We start from the raw sequence: 19,767 nt of genomic DNA on the forward strand, positions 1-19,767 counted from the left end.
GGGATGAAAAGCGTCATCATACGTACTTTCGGACCGCGTCCTTTTGGCGTTCTGCGTGCCCGCGACCTTACGGCGTATCGGCCCAGGCCTTCGCCGCGCGGATCGCGCGCTGCCAGCCATCGAGGCAGGTCCTGACCTCCGCATGCGGTAGCGCCGGCGTGAAGCGGTGCTCGAGCTTCCACTGGCTTTTCAACTCGTCGATGTCCTTCCAGTAGCCCGCCGCAAGACCGGCCAGATAGGCGGCGCCGAGTGCGGTGGTCTCGGACACCTGGGGGCGCACCGTGTCGACGCCGAGGATGTCGGCCTGGAACTGCATCAGCAGATTGTTCGCGCTGGCGCCGCCATCCACGCGCAACTCGCCGATGCGAATGCCCGAGTCGGCTTCCATCGCCTTCAGCACGTCGAGCGATTGATAGGCGATCGAATCGAGCGCCGCGCGCGCGATATGCGCGGAGGTCGTGCCGCGCGTGACGCCGAACAGCGTGCCGCGCGCATGCGCGTTCCAGTGCGGCGCGCCGAGGCCGGCGAACGCGGGCACGAGATACACGCCGTCGCAATGCGGCACGCCGCGCGCGAGCGTTTCGATTTCCGCCGCGTTCCTGATGATGCCGAGGCCGTCGCGCAGCCACTGCACCACGGCGCCGCCGATGAAGATGCTGCCTTCGAGCGCGTAGTCGATACGCTCGCCGATCTGCCAGGCGATCGTCGTGACGAGATTGTTGTTCGATTCGATCGGTTTGGCGCCCGTGTTCATCACGAGGAAGCAGCCGGTGCCGTAGGTGTTCTTGACCATGCCGGACTCGGTGCACATCTGGCCGAACAGCGCGGCGTGCTGATCGCCGGCGATGCCCGCGAGTGGAATCTTCGACGCGAACACGGTGGTCACCGTCGGCCCGTACACCTCCGACGACGGCCGTACTTCCGGCAGCATGCTGCGCGCAATGTCGAGCGCGGCGAGCAGTTCGTCGTCCCACTTCAGGGTGTGGATGTTGAACAGCATCGTGCGCGACGCGTTGGTCACGTCGGTGACGTGCAGCGCGCCCTTCGTGAAATTCCACATCAGCCAGCTGTCGACGGTGCCGAACGCGAGCCGGCCCTGACGCGCTTTTTCGCGCGCGCCTTCGACGTTGTCGAGAATCCAGCGGATTTTGGTCGCCGAGAAATACGAATCGATCGGCAAGCCAGTCTTCGCGCGCACGCTCGCTTCGAGACCCTGCGCTTTCAGGTCGTCGCAGAAGTCGGCGGTGCGGCGGTCCTGCCAGACGATCGCGTTGTAGATCGGGTGGCCGGTTTCGCGATCCCACACGATCGTGGTTTCGCGCTGGTTCGTGATGCCGATCGCGGCGATCGACGTGCCGTTCATGCCGGCTCGCGTGACCGCCTCGGCGGCGACGCCGGCCTGCGTCGACCAGATTTCCTGCGGATCGTGCTCGACCCAGCCCGGGTGCGGGTAGATCTGCTGGAATTCCTTTTGTGCGGTCGACACGACGTTGCCGCGCCGGTCGAACAGCATCGCGCGCGAGCTGGTGGTGCCTTGGTCAAGCGCGAGAACGTACTGATCCAGCATTGTCTCTTCTCCATGCATGTTACGGATCGCCGGCTTGCTGGCCGGCGACGCGAGCGGCGTGTTGTCGTGAGCGGGCCGCCATAGTGTGAGGGCGCGTGCCGGTGTCGTCCAGCCGAAGCTGCGGTGGGGCCGGCCCGGACGCGCGGATGGTGTGCGCCGTTTCTACGGGCTCGCGCCGTTTGCTTCACCCGGCATTGGCGCCGCGTTGTGTTTGCCGCCGCTTTTGTCGGGGCATGCCAGTTTGCCCGGCCGGGCCGCCTACGCGTTCTGCCGGGCCGGTTCGCGCGCGAACCACGCGTCGATATCGCGCGTAACCTCATCGAGCGTGCCCGGCTCGACGTGCAGGCCGAGCTTCGAGCGCCGCCACAGCACGTCCTGCGCGGTGCGCGCCCATTCGGTATCGCGCAGATAAACCAGCTCGGCTTCGTGCAGTCCCGGCGCGAACTCGCGACCGAGCTCGGCGCGCGAGCGCGCGAGGCCGATCACGCGATTCGCGCGCGTGCCATACGCGCGCGCGAGCCGATGCGCGAGCGACGCCGGCAGCCACGCATGCTCGCGCGAGAACTCACCGAGGAAGCGATTGAAGTTCGCCTGTGCGATGTCGCCGCCCGGCAGCGGCGCGTCGACGGTCCACGCGGACCCGCCGTGGCGCAGCGCGTCGGTGAGCGTATCGACGGCCTGCTCGGCGAGCTTGCGAAACGTCGTGATCTTGCCGCCGAACACCGACAGCAGCGGCGCCTGTTCCGCGGGCGCGTCGAGTTCGAGCGAGTAGTCGCGCGTGACCGCCGACGGATTGTCCGCGTTCTCGTCCTCCAGCAGCGGGCGTACGCCCGAATAGCTCCAGCGCACGTCGGCCGGCGAGATCTTCTGCCTGAAGTAGCGGTTGATCGAATCGCACAGATACTGCGTTTCGTTGGCGTCGATCGCGACTTGCGACGGGTCGCCGCGATATTCGAGGTCGGTGGTGCCGATCAGCGTGTAGTCGTGCTCGTAGGGAATCGCGAAGATGATCCGCTTATCGGCGTTCTGGAAGATGTACGCGTGGTCGTGCTCGAACAGGCGCCGCGTGACGATGTGGCTGCCCTTGACGAGCCGCACGCTATGCGACGATGGCCGGCCGAGCGCGCCCTTCAGCAGCTCGCCGACCCACGGGCCCGCCGCGTTCGCGATCGCGGCGGCGCGCACGTCGAGCGTCGTGCCGTCCGCGCGTTGCAGTTGCGCGCACCACTCGCCGCCGGCGCGCTCTGCGTTGACCAGCTTCGTGCGCGTGAGGATCGTCGCGCCGCGCTCGTGCGCGTCGAGCGCGTTCAGGACGACGAGGCGCGCGTCGTTGACCCAGCCGTCCGAATAAACGAAGCCGCGCTTGATCGTTTCGACGAGCGGCGCGCCGGCCGGATGCCGGCTCATCACGATGCCGCGCGAGCCCGGCAGCAGCTCACGTTTGGCCAGATGGTCGTACAGGAACAGACCCGCGCGGATCAGCCAGGCGGGGCGCAGATCCGGCATATGCGGCATCACGAAGCGCAGCGGCCAGATGATGTGCGGCGCCGCGCGCAGCAGCGTCTCGCGCTCCTGCAGCGCCTTGCGCACGAGCCCGAACTCGCGGTACTCGAGGTAGCGCAGGCCGCCGTGGATCAGCTTGGTACTCGCCGACGAGGTGTGCGCGGCCAGATCGTCCTGCTCGCACAGCAGCACCGCCAGGCCGCGGCCGGCCGCGTCGCGGGCGATGCCGGCGCCGTTGATCCCGCCACCGACGACGAGCAAATCGTATTTCGTGCCTTGCGTCACCTGGTGAGCCTCTGCATCGAATCTGGGAGTCAGTTGGAAAGCTAATTGAACGAAGCATGTTCGTTTTCGAACTTTAATGAACATATTCGAAAAAGTAAAGTTCGCTTCGACCCGAGCGAGCCTGGGTCGAATGGCACGGGAGTGGCACAACGCGCGACCGCGGACGATACTCCCGGTAGCAGCCATTTCGAGGTGATGTATGCGTGGACTTTTGATGATCGGCGCGGCGGCGCTGCTGGCGGGATGCGTGAGTACGCCGAGTCTGGAAGGGACGAGGGGCGCAACGTCGTTCGAGGCGTTGCAGAAGATGTGCTCGCCGCAAACCGTCGACTACGGCAGCGACGCGCAGAACGTCTATGAGACGTTCTTCGATGCCTATGTGGCGAACCGGCGCGGCCGGCTGTCGAACGACGACTTCTGCGCGTTCCAGGCATCGATCGCGCAGCGCCATGCGAGCGAGGCGACGAGCAGCGATCCGAAGGTGCGCAACCAGTGGGTCGAGTTCTTCAACGAGCAGCGCGCAAGGGCGATCAGCTGGCGTGCGAGTGCCGATCCGACCTTGCGTAACGGGTAAGCAGCAGCGGGTTGACCGGCGAGCCGGTCACTTGTGCGGCGCCAACGCTCCGCGCCACAGCATGCGCAAAAGCTGCGCGAACACGGCTTCACGTGATGGCAGCGGCGCTCCGTCGCCGGCGGAATCGGCCTGTTGCGCCGCCGACGGCGGTAGCTGGTTCGCGAACGCAAGCATCGTGAAGCCGTGCAGGCTCGTCCAGTACGCATAGCCGATCAGGCGCGGATCGCCTTCGAGAATACCCGCCTCGACGAGCCGCTCGAAGTGCGCTTCCAGCAGACGCCACGCGCGCTGCGACGCCGCGGCCAGTTCAGGGTAAGCGCCTTGCTGTTGCGGCGTCTGATCGAACATCAAGCGGTAGGCGTGCGGTTCATCGAGCGCGAAGTCGACGTAGGCCCGGCCGACGGCGCTGTGATCGATGGCGGGGGCGTTCGCGGGGATGCCGCGCGCGGCCGCTTCGAGGCGCGCGGCGAAGCGGTTGAACGCGGCGGCGCGGACCATCGCCAGAATTTCTTCCTTGTCGCGGAAATAGCGATACGGTGTCATCGCGCTGCAGCCGAGCTCCTTCGCCAGCTCGCGCATCGTCACGCCTTGCGCGCCGCGGGTCGCAAATGCGTTTTCGGCGACGCGTCGCATGGCTTCGCGAAACTGCTGGATGTCGTCGGCGGAGAGCGTCTTGGGCATGCACGAGGGCGGGGAAGTCCGTCGCGTGAATTTACTGTGTAAATGAGATGCACACAACAAAGGGCCGCGAAGGCGGCCCGCTGTCAGGGAATGAACGATACGAACCCGGCAGTCGCGAGCGAAGCGCGCGGCGCATCCGCCAGGGCGGCGCGGATACGCCGCCAACGGCTCTCGGATCGAACGACAGGGAATCTCAGGAAAAACGTTTGATGGCCCGCAATGCGGTGTCGCCGGTTTCGGTCACGCGCCATTCTTCGTTGCCCGATGCGAGGCGTTCGAGTTGCACCAGTTGGCGTTCGAGCAACGCATCGAGTTCTTCTCGGTCCATTTCGACCTGGTTGGGGGCGTCCTTGACGAGTAACAACGTGGCGAATTCATGCGGACTCAGCATCGTTCTCTCCATGTCAGCAAATTGCGGACAGCCTTGCAGTCGACCGGCAGGCCGGGGCGGGGTCCGCTAAGGATCAGGGCGGGAGGTACGGCTTACACGACAGATTCACAAACCGACGCCGTGCGAGACTCGCAACGCACGTTGGGGAACTGGAGTGTAGGCGAGCACCGATGAAACGCCAACCTGGTCCCCGTAAATTTTCCATTTGACAATTGGGCGCGCGATAGGCGGTCCGGCCCCGCGGCCAGATTCTTGATTTCACGCGAGGTTTTGCGTGCACCGCAGCATGGCGGAGATCGCCTGGAATTATCCGGCGATATAGATTTGACAATTCGCGGCGTTCAGCGCTTCGGCCATGTCGGCGGCCGGCGCGGCGTCGGTGAACAATGCGTCGATCTGCTCCAGATGTCCCTGGCGAACTAGCGCCGGGCGGCCAAACTTGGAGTGATCCGCGGCGAGGAACACGGTGCGTGCGTGCTCGATGATCGCCTCGGCGACACGCACTTCGCGCGTGTCGAAATCGCGCAGCGTACCGTCCGTTTCGATGCTCGACGTGCCGATGATCGCGAAATCGACTTTGAACTGCCGGATGAAGTCGATCGCCAGTTCACCGACGATGCCCTTATCCCACGGCCGCACGATGCCCCCCGTCACCAGCACTTCGCAATCCGGGTAGCCGCTCATCATGCTCGCGACGTTCAGATTGTTCGTGATCACGCGCAGTCCACGGTGGCGGTTCAGCGCGCGTGCCACTTCCTCGGTGGTCGTGCCGAGGTTGATGAAGAGCGATGCCTGATCGGGAATGTGAGTGGCGACTAGCGCCGCGATGCGTCTTTTCTCTTCATGAAACATGCGCTGGCGCGCGGTGTAGGAGACGTTCTCGGAACTGGTCGGCAGACTGGCGCCGCCGTGATAGCGGCGCAGCAGATTCATATCGGCGAGCCAGTTGACGTCGCGGCGGATCGTCTGCGGGGTGACGTCGAAGTGGCTCGCGAGGTCGTCCACGGTCACGAAGCCGTCGCGTTGCACCCACTCCAGCAATTCCTGTTGCCGGGCGTTGAGAGTCAGGCGGGGGTCTCGTGTCATGTGTCTCGGGTGGTGGCTGTCGTGTCGGCGTGGTCCGTCGCGATCATCGAGCGGCTGGCAGAAAGCCCGCCGTCGACGAACGCGATTGCGGCTATTGTAAAACCATCGCGCCCCTTGTCCGCCAACTGGCCGCGAATGCTCCGGACCTGCTCGAACCTTCATTCAGGTGCAATACGCATTTATTCATTTGATAAATGAATTTGTTTTTTGGCGCCCTTCGCGATGCAATCCTGGCTTCCGCGATTTACCTGCTTTACAACCTTTCCCATGATGTCCGGCGACTTTTTCGTGCCGGCCCGCGCTTTCGAGAGTGTTCGACATGACTGGCTTCAGCAACTGGCAAAACCCTTATCCGACGCAACGTCTGCCCGTATTCGCACGCAATATCGTTTCGACCTCGCATCCGCTCGCGGCGCAGGCCGGGCTGCGCATGTTGTGGAAGGGCGGCAATGCCGTCGACGCGGCCATCGCGGCCGCCGCAGCGATCACAGTGGTCGAGCCGGTGTCGTGCGGCCTGGGCGGCGACGCGTTCGCGCTCGTGTGGGACGGCAAGAAGCTGCATGGTCTGAACGCGTCGGGCGTGTCGCCGGCTGCGTGGAACGTCGATTACTTCAAGCGCAAATACGGCGAGGAAAACGGCTTCGCGAAACAGCCGAAGCGTGGCTGGGACGCCGTCACGGTGCCGGGCGTGATCGCCGGTTGGGAAGCGCTGCACCAGAAGTTCGGCAAGCTGCCGTTCGCCGACCTGATGGAGCCGGCCATCGAGATCGCCGAGCGCGGTCACGCGGTGGCGAGCATCGTCGCTTACAAATGGGCGGCCGCGGTGCCGGAACTGAAGGATCAGCCGGGCTTCGCGCAGACCTTCATGCCGCGCGGCCGCGCGCCTGAGGTCAGCGAGCTGGTGCGCTTGCCCGGTCACGCGAAGACGCTGCGCCTGATCGCCGAGCAGGGCCCGCGCGCGTACTACGAAGGCGAGATCGCCGAGCGGATCGCCGCGTTCGCACGCGAAGGCGGCGCCGCGCTGAGCGCCGACGATCTCCGCAACTACCGCCCGGACTGGGTCGAGCCGATCGGCAAGGACTATCGCGGCTACACCGTGCATGAGATTCCGCCGAACGGCCAGGGCATCGCCGCGCTGGTTGCGCTCGGCATCCTCGAGAAGTTCGACGTGAAGTCGCTGAAGGTCGACGGCGTCGAGTCGCAGCATCTGCAGATCGAAGCGATGAAGCTCGCGTTTGCCGACCTGTATCGCTATGTGGCCGACCCGCGATCGATGGAAGTCACGCCCGAGCAGATGCTCGACGACGCGTACCTGAGCTCGCGCGCGAAGCTGATCGATCCGAAGCGGGCGACGCACTTCGACTTCGGCATGCCGAAGGCGGGCGGCACCATCTACATGTCGGCCGCGGACGAGAGCGGCATGATGGTCAGCTTCATCCAGTCGAACTACATGGGCTTCGGCTCGGGTGTGGTGGTGCCGGACAGCGGCATCGCGCTGCAGAACCGCGGCTGCGGCTTCTCGATGGATCCGAAGTCGCCGAACGTCGTCGAGGGCGGCAAGCGGCCGTTCCACACGATCATCCCGGCGTTCCTCACGCAGCAGGTGAACGGTCAGCAGGAAGCGGTGATGAGCTTCGGCGTGATGGGCGGCGACATGCAGCCGCAAGGCCATCTGCAAACGGTGGTGCGCATGCTCGACTACGCTCAGCAGCCGCAGGCCGCGTGCGACGCGCCGCGCTGGAAGGTCAACCGCGACTTCACGGTCGATATCGAGTCGACGCTCGATCCGAAGACCACCGAGGGCCTGCAGAAGCTCGGCCACACGATCAAGTCGGTCGACGATCCGTACATGGACTTCGGCTCCGGCCAGTTCATCTGGCAACTCGATCGCAACGAGCCGGAGCGCGGCTACGTGGCGGCCAGCGACAGCCGCCGCGACGGTCTCGCCGCCGGCTTCTAGGCCACAACGAGGCAACGCCCGGGGCCGAGGTCCGCACCGGGACTCAGGTCCGACACCCGGTAACACGTAACGAACGCGCGGCATGCCGTATGCCGCGCTATTGCGCGCCCGCCAGCCGCCTCGCTGACCCAGGCGGTGCCGCACCCACCACAGCTATCACGCAGCAGACAGGCAGGAGACCATCATGAACACCCCCGCGTCGCACTCGACGACCGCTTCCCCCCACGCCGCGCCGCTTTCGAAAGCGATGGTGCGGCGGATCGTTTTCTCGTCGTCGATCGGTAACGCGCTCGAGTGGTTCGACTTCCTGGTCTACGGCTACTTCGCGACGATCATCGCGAAACAGTTCTTCCCGATGCAGGACGAGTGGCTGTCGACGCTGCTCGCGATCGCCACTTTCGGCCTCTCGTTCCTGATGCGCCCGCTCGGCGCGATCGTGCTCGGCGTGTACGGCGACCGCAAGGGCCGCAAGGCGGCGCTCACGCTCGCGATCGCGCTGATGATGGTCGGTACTTTCACGATGGCCGTGATGCCGCCGTTTTCGACGATCGGTCTCGCGGCGCCGCTGCTGGTGCTGCTGGCGCGGCTCGTGCAGGGCTTCGCGGTCGGCGGCGAGTTCGGCAGCGCGACCGCGTTCATGGTCGAGCACAGCGCGACTCGGCGCGGCTACTACGCGAGCTGGCAGTTCGCGAGCCAGGGTCTCGCGGCGATCACCGCGGCGGCCTTCGGTTCGCTGCTGACCGCGTGGCTGCCGGCCGAGCATCTGAACAGCTGGGGCTGGCGTGTGCCGTTCGTGTTCGGTCTGCTGGTCGGGCCGGTCGGCTACTACATCCGCTCGCATCTCGACGAGACGCCAGAATTCCTCGCATTGCGTGAAGAGCGCGCGGCTCGCGAGGCGGCTGGCGAGCACAAGGTCGTCAGCGGAACGAAGGACGCGTCGTTCTCGAATCAGTGGGTCAACCTGCTGCTCGCGATCGGCATGGTTGCGCAGTCGACGGTCGGCGTGTACGTGCTGCAGCTCTACATGCCGCTTTACGCGGTCAAGCAGCTGCATATGGCGGCGGCCGCGTCGTTCGGCGTGGTCGTGCTGAACGGCGGCATGCAGTTCATCTTCTCGCCGATCATGGGCGCGCTGTCCGATCGCATCGGCCGAATTCGCATCATGCTGAGCACGTCGATCCTGATGGGCCTGCTGATCTATCCGATGTTCGCATGGCTGCAGACACATCCGACGATTGGCTGGCTGCTCGTGCTGCAAGGCGTCGCCGGTATTTTCAAGGCCTCATACTCGGGGCCGATGCCCGCGCTGATGTCGGAGATCTTCCCGACCCACGTGCGCTCGACTGGCCTTTCAATCGGTTACAGCATCGGCGTGACGATCTTCGGCGGCTTCGCGCCGACCATCGTCGAAACCTTCATTCATTTGACCGGCGACAAACTCGCGCCAAGTTATTACGTCCTGCTTGCGGCGGTACTTTCGGGCGTATCGCTGATCATCGTCGCGCTGCGCATGCGTCGCGTGCGTCCCATCCCGGGCGACGTCCAACCTGCCTGAGGAAGAGGGGGCCCGCCTAGGGGGGCCCGCCTAGGGCGCCCGCCCGTGTCCCCAACCCCGCCGGGTCTGATGTCTGTCCGAAAAGCCAGCCTTTTGGGCTGGCTTTTTTTGCCTTGCGCACATCGTTTTAACACGTTGGAAGATTTCGACTATCTTGAAATCGGAACTGCGTCGATGCGGCATGGTCTGTGCTGTGTGATCTGCATGGTCGGATATCTCCGGCTAAGATGCAGAGTACAAGGGCCCAACTCTAATTCACGGCGTTGTATCCGACACGCAGAAACATCACTGCGAGCGCGGTGGCAGTTGCGAAGAACTCCACGGGTCGGTACAGCATGGGAGCAAGATACGATGCACACAGAGCTGAACCATGTCATGCCCTGGCGGATCGAAGACATCGATCTGACGCGCATTGACCGTCAGAAGGCCGCGGCCAACGAGGACCTGCTGCTGTTGTTGTGCGCGGCTTCGTTCATCGAAAGCGGCACCGATCTCTACACCAGCAATCTGAGTACGTTTTTCAACGACGATCCCGAGGTCTCGGCCTGGCTCAACCACGAGTGGGAGCCCGAGGAAATGCAGCACGGCCGGGCGCTGAAGACCTATATCGCGTATGTATGGCCCGAGTTCGACTGGGACACCGCGTTCCGCAATTTCATGGGCGAGTATTCGCTCACGTGCTCGGTCGAGGATTTCGAAAAGACCCGCGCGCTGGAGATGGTCGCGCGTTGCGTAGTCGAAACGGGTACCGCGACGCTGTACCGCGCGATCAACGAGTGCTCGGACGAAGCGGTCCTCAAGCAGATCACCGACAACATCCGTACCGACGAAGTCCGTCACTACAAGCACTTTTTCAGGTACTTCAAGAAGTACAACCGGATCGAGGGCAACGGTCGGCTCGCGGTGCTCGGCGCGTTGATGCGTCGCGTGATGGAAATCAAGAACGAAGATTCGGAGATCGCGTTGCGGCACGTGTTCGCAATTCGCTATCCGGAGCGCGTGCACGACTCCGCGTATAACCGCGAGCGCGCGGCGCGCATCAACAAGCTGGTGCGCCGCAATCTGTCCGCCGACATGTGCGTGAAGATGCTGCTCAAGCCGCTCGATCTGCCGGCGCGCATTCAGCCGGGTGTGCATTATCCGCTCGCGAAGATCACGCAGCACGTATTCTTCCGCTGAGCTATCGAACGTTGCGCGAGACATCGGCTGAATGCAGCTGCAACGACCTGACGAAACGAACCGGAGCCCGCTCATGCGGGCTCTGGTTTTTTCGAGGCATGATGGAGCTTTACCGACTACTTCGACTGGATCGATGGCATGAGCGCTTCCTCCTCCGCATCTACGTCCGCGCGTCCGCTCGAACAGATCGTGTTCGACGAATGGCCGGCCAACGTGCGCGCGTTGTTCGACGGTTCGTCGCTTGCGGACAAGCAGGGCTTCACCGCGTCGCTACTGACCGTCGACGCGAACGGCCACGTGCGCACATCTCTGCTGAGCGTCGGCGAACTCTATGCGCCCGACTCGCGCACGCTGTGCATCGCGCTATGGCCGCAGGCGCGCGCGACGCGCGCGATCGCGCAAAGCGGGCGCGCGGCGCTGAGCTTCGTCTGCGATGCGGCGTTCTATCAGGTGCAGTTGCGTGTCGCGCCGCTGCCCGGTGTTGCTGGCGACGACAGCGGCCTCGTCTATCTGCTCGGCTCGATCGACACAGCGGAAGCGCAAAGCGTCCGTTATGCGCGCCTGACGGGCGGCATCACGTTCGAATTGCAAGGAGAGGGGAGTGTGGTGCTCGAGCGATGGGAACGGCAGGTCGAGCATTTGAAGCAGGCTGCCGCCGCGAGCCGCCGTTAGTCTTCGAGCAGGGAAGCGCTAACGGCTGATGCGCGGGCAGCCTTTAGGCCGCGCGACGCTTAACGGCCACGGTCGCCGTTGCGCGACGGTTGCGCACCACGCGGCGCATCGTTGCGCTTCGCGCCGCCGCCGAGCAACGCGCCCGGATTGCCGTTGTGCGAACGATTGCCCTGCGGCTTGCGCGGCGCATGATGCGCGGGAGCGCCATCATGCGCGGCGGTACGCGGCCGATCGTCGTTACGCTGCGTATCGCGACGCGGCTGACTGCCATTGCCGGCCGGCTTCGCACCTTGTGGCCGCGGCGTGGGCTGAGCGTTCGACGCACGCTGGCCCGAACGCTGACCCGTGCCTTGTCCCGAACGCTGACCGGAGCCTTGAGCCGGCTTGGCCGGTGCGCCACCACCAGCACCTCCGTCACGACGCACCGCACCTTGTCCCTGGCGCGGCGAGCGCCCGCCGCCGCCCTGCCCGCGTCGCAGGATCGGCTCCGGCTTCGCGGTCGGGTCCGGCTCGAAACCGGCGATCACTTCCTGCGGGACCGGACGCTTGATCAGCTTCTCGATGTCCTTCAGCAACTGCAGTTCATCGACGCACACGAGCGACACCGCCTCGCCGGTCGCACCCGCGCGACCCGTGCGGCCGATGCGATGCACGTAGTCTTCCGGCACGTTCGGCAGATCGAAGTTGACCACGTGCGGCAACTGATCGATATCGATGCCGCGTGCGGCGATGTCGGTCGCCACCAGCACCTGCAGCGTACCGTCCTTGAACTCGGCGAGCGCGCGCGTGCGTGCCGACTGGCTCTTGTTGCCGTGAATCGCGAGCGCGCTGATGCCGTCCTTCGTCAGCTGCTCGGCGAGGCGATTCGCGCCGTGCTTGGTGCGCGTGAACACGAGCACCTGGAACCAGCTGTGCTGACGGATCAGATGCGTGAGCAACTCGCGCTTGCGGTCGCGATCGACCGGGTGAATCTTCTGCGCGACCGTTTCGGCCGTCGTGTTGCGGCGCGCGACTTCGATCAGCGCCGGCGAGTCGAGCAGGCCATCGGCGAGTGTCTTGATCTCGTCGGAGAAGGTCGCCGAGAACAGCAGGTTCTGGCGCTTCGGCGGCAGCTTCGCGAGCACGCGCTTGATGTCGTGGATGAAGCCCATGTCGAGCATGCGGTCCGCTTCGTCGAGCACGAGGATCTCGAGATGCGACAGGTCGATGGTCTTCTGCTGCATGTGATCGAGCAGACGGCCCGGCGTCGCGACGACGATATCGATGCCGCGCCTGAGCGCATCGATCTGCGGATTGATGCCGACGCCGCCGAACATCACGGTCGACTTCAGCTTCAGATACTTGCCGTAGGCGCGCACACTTTCTTCGACCTGCGCGGCAAGTTCGCGCGTCGGCGTGAGGATCAGCGCGCGCACCACGCGCTTGCCGCCGGCGGCCGGCGGCATCGAATTCAGGCGCTGCAGGATCGGCAGCGTGAAGCCGGCGGTCTTGCCGGTGCCGGTTTGCGCGCCGGCGAGCAGATCGCCGCCGTTGAGCACGGCCGGGATCGCCTGAGTCTGGATCGGAGTCGGGCTGGTGTAGCCGAGTTCATTGACAGCGCGGACCAGCGGTTCGGACAAGCCGAGGGAATCAAAAGACATAAAAGCTCTTTGCAATGCAGTGTCGCGAACGGCCCCGCTGGGCCCAAAGGACCCCAACGCGGAAAAACCAGCGCGGCATCGACACGCCCGCAAGGCGTGTTCGAGGCCGAGGCCCGGTTCCGTTCACGGAGAAATCGGCGGCACGCTCACAGATGTGCCGAATGTTTCAACGCGCTATGCAGACACGTCGACTGGCCTTAAGTTGCAATTCGTCGCCGTGGAATGTCACGCGACATAGCGCGCGACACTGACGAATTGACACAGACTGCCCGCCAGTACGAACAGGTGCCAGATACCATGTCCGTGGCGGATGCGCTCGTCGTTGATGAAGAAATAGATGCCGGCGCTATAGATGACGCCGCCGGCCACGAGCCACGCGGTCCCCGCGGCCGGCAACGCCTGCACCAGCGGGTGGACGGCTACGAGCGCGAGCCATCCCATCAACACATACAGCACCATCGACACGCTGCGGGTGCGTCGCCCGAGCGTGAGTTCCTGCACGATGCCGAGGGCAGCGAGCCCCCAGCTCACGCCGAATAACGACCAGCCCCACGGTCCACGCAACGTGACGAGCGTGAACGGCGTGTAGCTGCCGGCGATCAGCAGGTAGATCGCCGAATGATCGCATTTCTGCAGAATCGCCTTCAGACGCGGATGGCTGACGCCGTGATACAGCGTCGAGATCGCATACAGCACAAACAGCATCGCACCATATACGGCGAAGCTGACGACCTTGTACGCGTCGCCGGCGAGCGCGCCCATCGTGACGAGCGTCGCCAGCCCCACCACCGACAGCACGGCGCCGACGAGATGGGTGATGCTGTTCAAACGCTCACCGAAGGGCACAACTCTTTCCTCCTGCACGGTCCCACGAGGGCAACCTCCAACACAAATAGCCCTACATGATACCGGTCCTGAAAGAACGAAGGGCGCGGCCGCGAATTTCGCAGGCCGCGCCCGGGGTGCGTCGAACCCTGCTTAGTCGAGCGGCGCCGAACGCAGGTCGGCCACTTGCTGCGGCGACACGGCCGTGCCGTGGTTGCCCCAGGACATACGGATGTACGTCACGACCGCTGCGACTTCCTGATTCGACAGAGCTTGCGCGAACGGCGGCATGCCATACGGACGCGGGTTCCCTTCCGTGCTCGGCGGATAACCACCGTTCAGCACCATGCGGATCGGGTTGACCGCGGACGGCATCTGGATCGACTGGTTGTTCGCGAGCGGCGGGAATGCCGGCGGCCGGCCGAGACCGTTATCCTCGTGGCACTTCGCGCAGTTGTCAGCGTAGATCTTCTGTCCTTGCTTCAGCAGTTCGCCGCCGAATTTTTCCGAGGTTTCGAGCTGCAGCGGTTCCGGTGCTTCGCTCTTCTGCGGAATCGTCTTCAGGTACGTCGCCATCGCGTTGATGTCTTCGGTCGACAGATACTGCAGGCTGTTGTGAACCACTTCGGCCATCGGACCGAACACCGCGCCGCGGTTCGACACGCCGGTCTTGAGCAGGTCGGCGATGTCCTTGAGATCCCAGTCGCCGAGGCCGGCTTCGCGGTTCGACGTCAGCGACGGCGCATACCAGTTCTGCAGCGGAATCAGGCCGCCCGCGAACGCGGCCGAGTTGACCGGGGCGCCCATCGCATTGATCGACGTGTGGCACATGCCGCAGTGACCAAGGCCTTCGACCAGATACGCACCGCGGTTCCATTCGACCGACTTGGTCGGATCCGGCTTGAACTCGCCTTCACGGAAGAACAGCGTGCGCCAGCCGATCAGCATGTTGCGCTGGTTGAACGGGAATTTCAGTTCGTGCGGACGGCTCGGCACGTTGACCGGCGCGACCGAGCGCAGGTACGCGTAGATCGCGTCCGAGTCGGCGCGCGTGACCTTCGTGTAGCTCGTGAACGGGAAGCCCGGATAAAGCAGGCTGCCGTCCTTCGAGCGGCCGGTGTGCATCGCGCGATAGAAGTCGTCCTGGGTCCACTTGCCGATGCCGTACTGGTCGTCCGGCGTGATGTTCGGCGTGAACATCGTGCCAAACGGCGTGGCCATCGGCAGGCCGCCGGCAAACTGCTTGCCGCCGCGCACCGTGTGGCAGGCGATACAGTCGCCGGCGCGGGCGAGGTACTCGCCCTTCTTGATCAGGTCGGCCTGGTCCGCGGGCGTTGCCGCCACGGCTGCGCCGCTGCTATGCAGATTGTCGCCGCCCGACCAGAGGACGGGAACGAGTGCGGCGGCCGCGACCACGACGACTGCCGAGAGGGCGAACAAAGACTTGTGTTTCATTTGAATGTCTCTCCCGGCGCCTTATTGCGGTTCGCTGCCGCAGGCAAGCGGAGTCTTCAAGGAGCGGGCCGGAGCCGGCACGGGGTTTGGCGGAGCCTGCTGCGTGGAAAGCCAGGCCGCGACGGCGTTCACGTCTTCGTCGCTGAGGCGCGTGGCGATGGTGTGCATGCAGTCCGGCGCGATCGCGTGACGCGTGCCCGAGCGCCATGAACCGAGCTGCGCGCTGATGTAGTCGGCGTGCAGACCGACGAGACCCGGGATTGCCGGTTCCATACCGGTCAGTGCCTTGCCGTGGCAGGCCGCGCAAGCGGGCACCTGCTTCGATGCATCACCGTGCAGCACGATCTGCTCACCGCGCGCGAGCGTGGCGGCCGAGACCGTCGGCTTGGCCGGCGTCGGATACGGCGGGCGCTGCTGCGAGAAGAAGGTGGCGATCTGATGCAGGTAGTCGTCGGAGAGATACGTGACGAGGTAGTTCATCGGCGGGTACCTGCGGCGCCCTTCACGGAAGTTCTGCAACTGATTGAACAGATATTCCGCCGGCTTGCCGGCGAGGCGCGGGAAGTAGTCGTTGTCGGTACCTTGCCCATGCGAGCCATGGCAGGCCGTGCAGCCTTGCACGCGCGCTTCCATCGTGTCGGGGGCCTTCGGTTGAGTCTGCGCTTTCGCTGCGCTATAGACACCCGCGGTGCCGATCAACAGAAGGGCAAGCAACGGGCGGAAGAGGCGTCTTGAAGACACGCGTAACTCCATCAGAATCGGGGACCTGACCGAACTTCGGGCGGCTCGGTGTGAAGGACAGCCGTCGCCGCGGCGACGCAGCATTCTATCATCGAAGGGTAATGGTGACTATTTGCCGCATTAGAGACGGTTCCAGGTGTGACCGCCATGCGACAGTGTGTCGCGTTATGCCGGTTTCGGACTTTGGTTGCGTCACGGATCGTGGTCGACGTCTTTGCCTCAAAAATAATCACGGCGGCGTCGCCGCAAACGTGATGCCGTGTGACGCATTCGATCAAGCCAGGTTGAACCGATCCCCGCGCGCGCCATCGAAGCGTACACTTCCGGGCTCGCCGGCCGTCGTGCAGACGATGCGCCTCGCCGGCCCGCCTATGTTCCGTTCGTTCTCATCCGCTATCGGCCTTACATGAAGCTATTCGATTTCTCCTCGTCGACGCTGCGAGCGTTGATGTCCGGCGCGGTGGCGCTGGCCATGTCGTCCACCGCGTTCGCGCATGCGCATCTGATCTCGAGCGTGCCGGCCGCGAACGCCGACGCCGTCGCGCCTACCGACCTGACGATCCATTTCACCGAGCCGCTCGAGCCCGCATTCAGCAAGATCACACTCGCCGATGCAAGCGGCAAGCCCGCGACGCCGGGCGCGTCGACGGTCGATAGCGCGGACGCCCGCGTGATGCACCTCGCGCTGCCTCAGTTGACGAGCGGCCGCTATGCGGTGCACTGGATCGCGGTGGCCACCGACGGCCATCGTACCCATGGCGACTTCGCGTTCAACGTCAAATGAACTTCGACGGACTGTGGATCGGGCAGGTCGCAATGGCCGCGCTCATGAACGTCTCGTTCGGCTTCGCCGTCGGCTCGGCGCTACTCGGCGCATGGCTCGCGAGGGACGGGCTCCAGGGCACTTCACCGGCGCGTCCCGGCTGGATGCGCGCGCAACGCTCGATGCTCGCGGCCACCATCGTGCTGGTGCTCGCGGATCTCGGCTGGCTCCTGTATCAGGCGGCGTCGATGAGCGGTGTCGCGTTGTCCGCGGCGTTCGGCGTGGTGCCGACGGTGCTGACGCAAACGCATGTCGGCTATGGCTGGAGCGTTGCGTTCGGCGGCGCGCTGGTGCTGCTCGGCACCGCGCTGAGCCATGGCACGGGCATGCTGCGCAATACGCTGCTGTGGCTCGCGGTGCTCGCGATCGCGGCGGGTAAGGCGTCGCTCGGTCATGCGGCCGATGCCGGCGTGGTGTCGGCCGCGATCGGCATGCAGACGCTGCACGTGCTCGCAACGAGCGTATGGGGCGGACTCGCGATGGCCTCCGGCCTGGCGGTGCTGCCGGCGCTCGGGGCATCCACCGCGCGGGGCATGCTGATCCGCACGGCGACCCAGGTGTCGAACGTGTCGATCGTCGCGGTCGCGTTGGTGTTGCTGTCGGGCGTCTTCAATGCGGTGCGCGACTCGGGCAGTTCGTTCGAAGCGATTCAGGCGAGCTCGTGGGGTCATGTGCTGACGTTGAAGCTCGTGCTGGTCGCGCTCGCGCTGGTGCTCGGCGCGCTGAACCGCACATCGGCGCTGCCACGCCTGCGTCGCACCGCATCGACGATGGACGCGCACACCTTCGTCAACGTGATGTATCTGGAAGCGCTCCTGATGATCGGCGTGTTCGTCGTCGCGGCCGCGTTGTCACACACCGTGCCGGCGTTCGCTGCGCTCGGTTGAACGCGCGGCGCGGCATAGGCGATTGACCAATCGGCGATGGATGCGCGACGGCCGCGCGCGTCCATCGTGCGTCAGTTCTACGACAGCACCCGCGGATGCGCGCCGCGTAAAAGGCGCCGCACTGCGAAGCCCGCTTACTCGAAGCCGAGGCGATGACCGAGAATCGGCGCGCAGAACAACGCGATCGCGCAGCCCGCGGCCTTGCCTTCGAGTTCGGCGCCGGCCGCGTGCGAGCCGACCATCTGCGTGAGCAGATCGAAGACCTGCGGCAGGCAGTACAGCACCGCCGCGGCGATAAAGCATTTCCCGACTACCGAGATGTTCCATCCGCGCTCGTACGCGAGCATCGCGCCGATGATGCGCAGCACGCCGAAAGCAACCAGCGCGCCGACCGCCGCCTGTTCGCGGATCAGATAGTCAGGAAGGAATTCGCCCATGGTGCTCCTCGCTGCATGCGTTGTTGGCATGCATTTCAGCAAGGAGCAGGCCATACGTATGTCCGATACCGAACAAACGTCGCGAAAGCCAGGCGGGATAAGGCTCGGCGGGGAGTGATGCAGGTCGGGGCGGCAGCGCTCGAACGCCGGTTCGAGCCGGCTGGTCCGGGATGTTACGTTACTGCGACGGCCCGCGCGTCACGTGGCCCGCCGGCGGCGTTCCGCCTGCTTCGCTCAGGTGTTCAGATCACCATTCGGCGACGCTGCCGTCCGCGTGACGCCACACCGGATTGCGCCAGCGGTGACCGACCTTCGCCATCTCGCGCACCTTCTCTTCGTTGACCTCGATGCCGAGTCCGGGGCCCTGAGGAATCGACACGAAGCCGTCTTCGTACTTGAAGACTTGCGGATTCTTGATGTAATCGAGCAGGTCATTGCCCTGGTTGTAGTGGATGCCGAGGCTCTGTTCCTGGATGAACGCGTTGTAGCTGACCGCGTCGATCTGCAGACAGGTTGCGAGCGCGATCGGGCCGAGCGGGCAATGCAGCGCGAGCGCGACGTCGTAGGCTTCCGCCATCGCGGCGATCTTGCGGCACTCGGTGATGCCGCCCGCGTGCGACGCGTCCGGCTGGATGATGTCGACGTAGCCGCCCGACAGGATGTGCTTGAAATCCCAGCGCGAATAGAGACGCTCGCCGAGCGCGATCGGCGTGTTGGTCTGATTGACGATGTCGCGCAGCGCCTCGGCGTTTTCCGACAGCACCGGCTCTTCGATGAACAGCAGCTTGTACGGGTCGAGTTCCTTGGCGAGCACCTTCGCCATCGGCTTATGCACGCGGCCGTGGAAGTCCACGCCGATTCCGATGTTCGGCCCGACCGCCTCGCGCACCGCCGCGACGTTGTTGATCACGCCTTGCACCTTGTCGAAGGTGTCGATGATCTGCAGCTCTTCCGAGCCGTTCATCTTGACGGCCTTGAAGCCGCGCTCGACCACCGCGCGTGCGTTGTTCGCGACATCGCTCGGACGGTCGCCGCCGATCCACGAGTACACCTTGATTTTGTCGCGCACCTGGCCGCCGAGCAGCGCATGCACCGGTACGCCGTGATGCTTGCCCTTGATGTCCCACAGCGCCTGATCGACGCCGGCGATCGCGCTCATCGTGATCGGGCCGCCGCGATAGAAGCCCGCGCGGTACATCACCTGCCAGTGATCCTCGATCAACAGCGGGTCCTTGCCGATCAGATAATCGGATAGTTCCTCGACGGCCGCGGCGACCGTATGCGCGCGGCCTTCCACCACCGGCTCGCCCCAACCGACGATGCCCTCGTCGGTCTCGATCTTGAGGAAGCACCAGCGCGGCGGGACGATGAAAGTTTCGAGCTTGGTGATTTTCATGGTGTGTGTCTCCGGTGTCGATCGGAGTTGGCACTTTGGCGCTTACTCCGAACCCATGCAAAGCAGGTCTGCGGGCATGCAAAATTTCGGGGAATTCCATGCTACAACAA

18 protein-coding genes are annotated in these 19,767 nt (G+C 64.8%); 7 read left to right on the forward strand and 11 right to left on the reverse strand.

The annotated features are described in order from the left end of the window. Positions 1-67: 67 nt before the first annotated feature. Both glpK and glpD read right to left on the reverse strand, forming a co-directional pair. The gene (gene glpK, locus OKW30_RS21430; protein ID WP_429347514.1) at positions 68-1,567 is read right to left on the reverse strand and encodes a glycerol kinase GlpK; all 1,500 of its coding nucleotides are present in this window, start codon (positions 1,565-1,567) and stop codon (positions 68-70) included. A gap of 258 nt (positions 1,568-1,825) precedes the next feature. Next, positions 1,826-3,355, reverse strand: a complete 1,530-nt coding sequence (gene glpD / locus OKW30_RS21435) for a glycerol-3-phosphate dehydrogenase (protein WP_184066652.1) — start codon at positions 3,353-3,355, stop codon at positions 1,826-1,828. Positions 3,356-3,554: 199 nt separating this feature from the next. Here glpD and OKW30_RS21440 point away from each other — a divergent pair, with 199 nt between their 5' ends. Beyond that, positions 3,555-3,929 (forward strand): hypothetical protein, encoded by a 375-nt coding sequence (locus OKW30_RS21440; protein WP_184050855.1) that lies wholly within the window; start codon positions 3,555-3,557, stop codon positions 3,927-3,929. Positions 3,930-3,956: 27 nt separating this feature from the next. On the opposite strand, the gene OKW30_RS21445 is transcribed toward OKW30_RS21440, so the two are convergent. From OKW30_RS21445 to OKW30_RS21455, 3 genes are all read right to left on the reverse strand, one after another. Then, a complete protein-coding gene (locus tag OKW30_RS21445; RefSeq protein WP_429347515.1) occupies positions 3,957-4,610 on the reverse strand; it encodes a TetR/AcrR family transcriptional regulator in 654 nt (217 codons plus the stop codon). A 193-nt stretch (positions 4,611-4,803) separates the two neighbouring features. After that, the gene (locus OKW30_RS21450; RefSeq protein WP_167368606.1) at positions 4,804-5,001 is read right to left on the reverse strand and encodes a hypothetical protein; all 198 of its coding nucleotides are present in this window, start codon (positions 4,999-5,001) and stop codon (positions 4,804-4,806) included. 306 nt (positions 5,002-5,307) lie between these two features. After that, positions 5,308-6,087, reverse strand: a complete 780-nt coding sequence (locus tag OKW30_RS21455; RefSeq protein WP_184022964.1) for a DeoR/GlpR family DNA-binding transcription regulator — start codon at positions 6,085-6,087, stop codon at positions 5,308-5,310. Positions 6,088-6,406: 319 nt separating this feature from the next. Here OKW30_RS21455 and OKW30_RS21460 point away from each other — a divergent pair, with 319 nt between their 5' ends. The 4 genes from OKW30_RS21460 (at position 6,407) to OKW30_RS21475 (ending at position 11,453) form a co-directional block, all read left to right on the forward strand. Continuing rightward, a complete protein-coding gene (locus OKW30_RS21460; protein WP_184066646.1) occupies positions 6,407-8,047 on the forward strand; it encodes a gamma-glutamyltransferase family protein in 1,641 nt (546 codons plus the stop codon). A 184-nt stretch (positions 8,048-8,231) separates the two neighbouring features. After that, complete coding sequence (locus OKW30_RS21465; RefSeq protein ID WP_184066644.1) at positions 8,232-9,602, forward strand: MFS transporter; 1,371 nt, start codon at positions 8,232-8,234, stop codon at positions 9,600-9,602. Positions 9,603-9,953: 351 nt separating this feature from the next. Continuing rightward, the gene (locus OKW30_RS21470; protein WP_026226031.1) at positions 9,954-10,781 is read left to right on the forward strand and encodes a ferritin-like domain-containing protein; all 828 of its coding nucleotides are present in this window, start codon (positions 9,954-9,956) and stop codon (positions 10,779-10,781) included. Between the two features lie 138 nt (positions 10,782-10,919). Then, on the forward strand, positions 10,920-11,453 hold the full coding sequence (locus tag OKW30_RS21475) for a hypothetical protein (RefSeq protein ID WP_429347516.1): 534 nt from the start codon (positions 10,920-10,922) through the stop codon (positions 11,451-11,453). A 59-nt stretch (positions 11,454-11,512) separates the two neighbouring features. Here OKW30_RS21475 and OKW30_RS21480 read toward each other — a convergent pair whose 3' ends face one another. From OKW30_RS21480 to OKW30_RS21495, 4 genes are all read right to left on the reverse strand, one after another. Then, positions 11,513-13,093: a DEAD/DEAH box helicase gene (locus tag OKW30_RS21480; RefSeq protein WP_184066638.1), complete on the reverse strand. Its 1,581-nt coding sequence runs from the start codon at positions 13,091-13,093 to the stop codon at positions 11,513-11,515. Positions 13,094-13,318: 225 nt separating this feature from the next. Next, entirely contained in the window at positions 13,319-13,939 is a 621-nt protein-coding gene (gene trhA / locus OKW30_RS21485; RefSeq protein ID WP_429347517.1) for a PAQR family membrane homeostasis protein TrhA, read from the reverse strand. Positions 13,940-14,071: 132 nt separating this feature from the next. Next, positions 14,072-15,373: a c-type cytochrome gene (locus OKW30_RS21490; protein ID WP_187628181.1), complete on the reverse strand. Its 1,302-nt coding sequence runs from the start codon at positions 15,371-15,373 to the stop codon at positions 14,072-14,074. 21 nt (positions 15,374-15,394) lie between these two features. Next, positions 15,395-16,126 (reverse strand): c-type cytochrome, encoded by a 732-nt coding sequence (locus OKW30_RS21495; RefSeq protein WP_184022971.1) that lies wholly within the window; start codon positions 16,124-16,126, stop codon positions 15,395-15,397. A 394-nt stretch (positions 16,127-16,520) separates the two neighbouring features. Here OKW30_RS21495 and copC point away from each other — a divergent pair, with 394 nt between their 5' ends. Together copC and OKW30_RS21505 are read left to right on the forward strand one after the other, a co-directional pair. Then, complete coding sequence (copC, locus tag OKW30_RS21500; RefSeq protein ID WP_090801770.1) at positions 16,521-16,898, forward strand: copper homeostasis periplasmic binding protein CopC; 378 nt, start codon at positions 16,521-16,523, stop codon at positions 16,896-16,898. Next, on the forward strand, positions 16,895-17,824 hold the full coding sequence (locus OKW30_RS21505; protein WP_429347518.1) for a CopD family protein: 930 nt from the start codon (positions 16,895-16,897) through the stop codon (positions 17,822-17,824). Before copC ends, OKW30_RS21505 begins: the two co-directional genes overlap by 4 nt. 134 nt (positions 17,825-17,958) lie before the next feature. Here OKW30_RS21505 and OKW30_RS21510 read toward each other — a convergent pair whose 3' ends face one another. Beyond that, positions 17,959-18,261 (reverse strand): hypothetical protein, encoded by a 303-nt coding sequence (locus OKW30_RS21510; protein WP_184006488.1) that lies wholly within the window; start codon positions 18,259-18,261, stop codon positions 17,959-17,961. Positions 18,262-18,508: 247 nt separating this feature from the next. Further along, positions 18,509-19,657, reverse strand: coding sequence for a galactonate dehydratase (gene dgoD / locus OKW30_RS21515; protein WP_090801766.1), 1,149 nt, complete (start codon positions 19,655-19,657; stop codon positions 18,509-18,511). Positions 19,658-19,767 lie beyond the last annotated feature (110 nt).

This window comes from Paraburkholderia sp. Clong3 (genome assembly GCF_050436485.1).
GTDB lineage: Bacteria > Pseudomonadota > Gammaproteobacteria > Burkholderiales > Burkholderiaceae > Paraburkholderia > Paraburkholderia tuberum.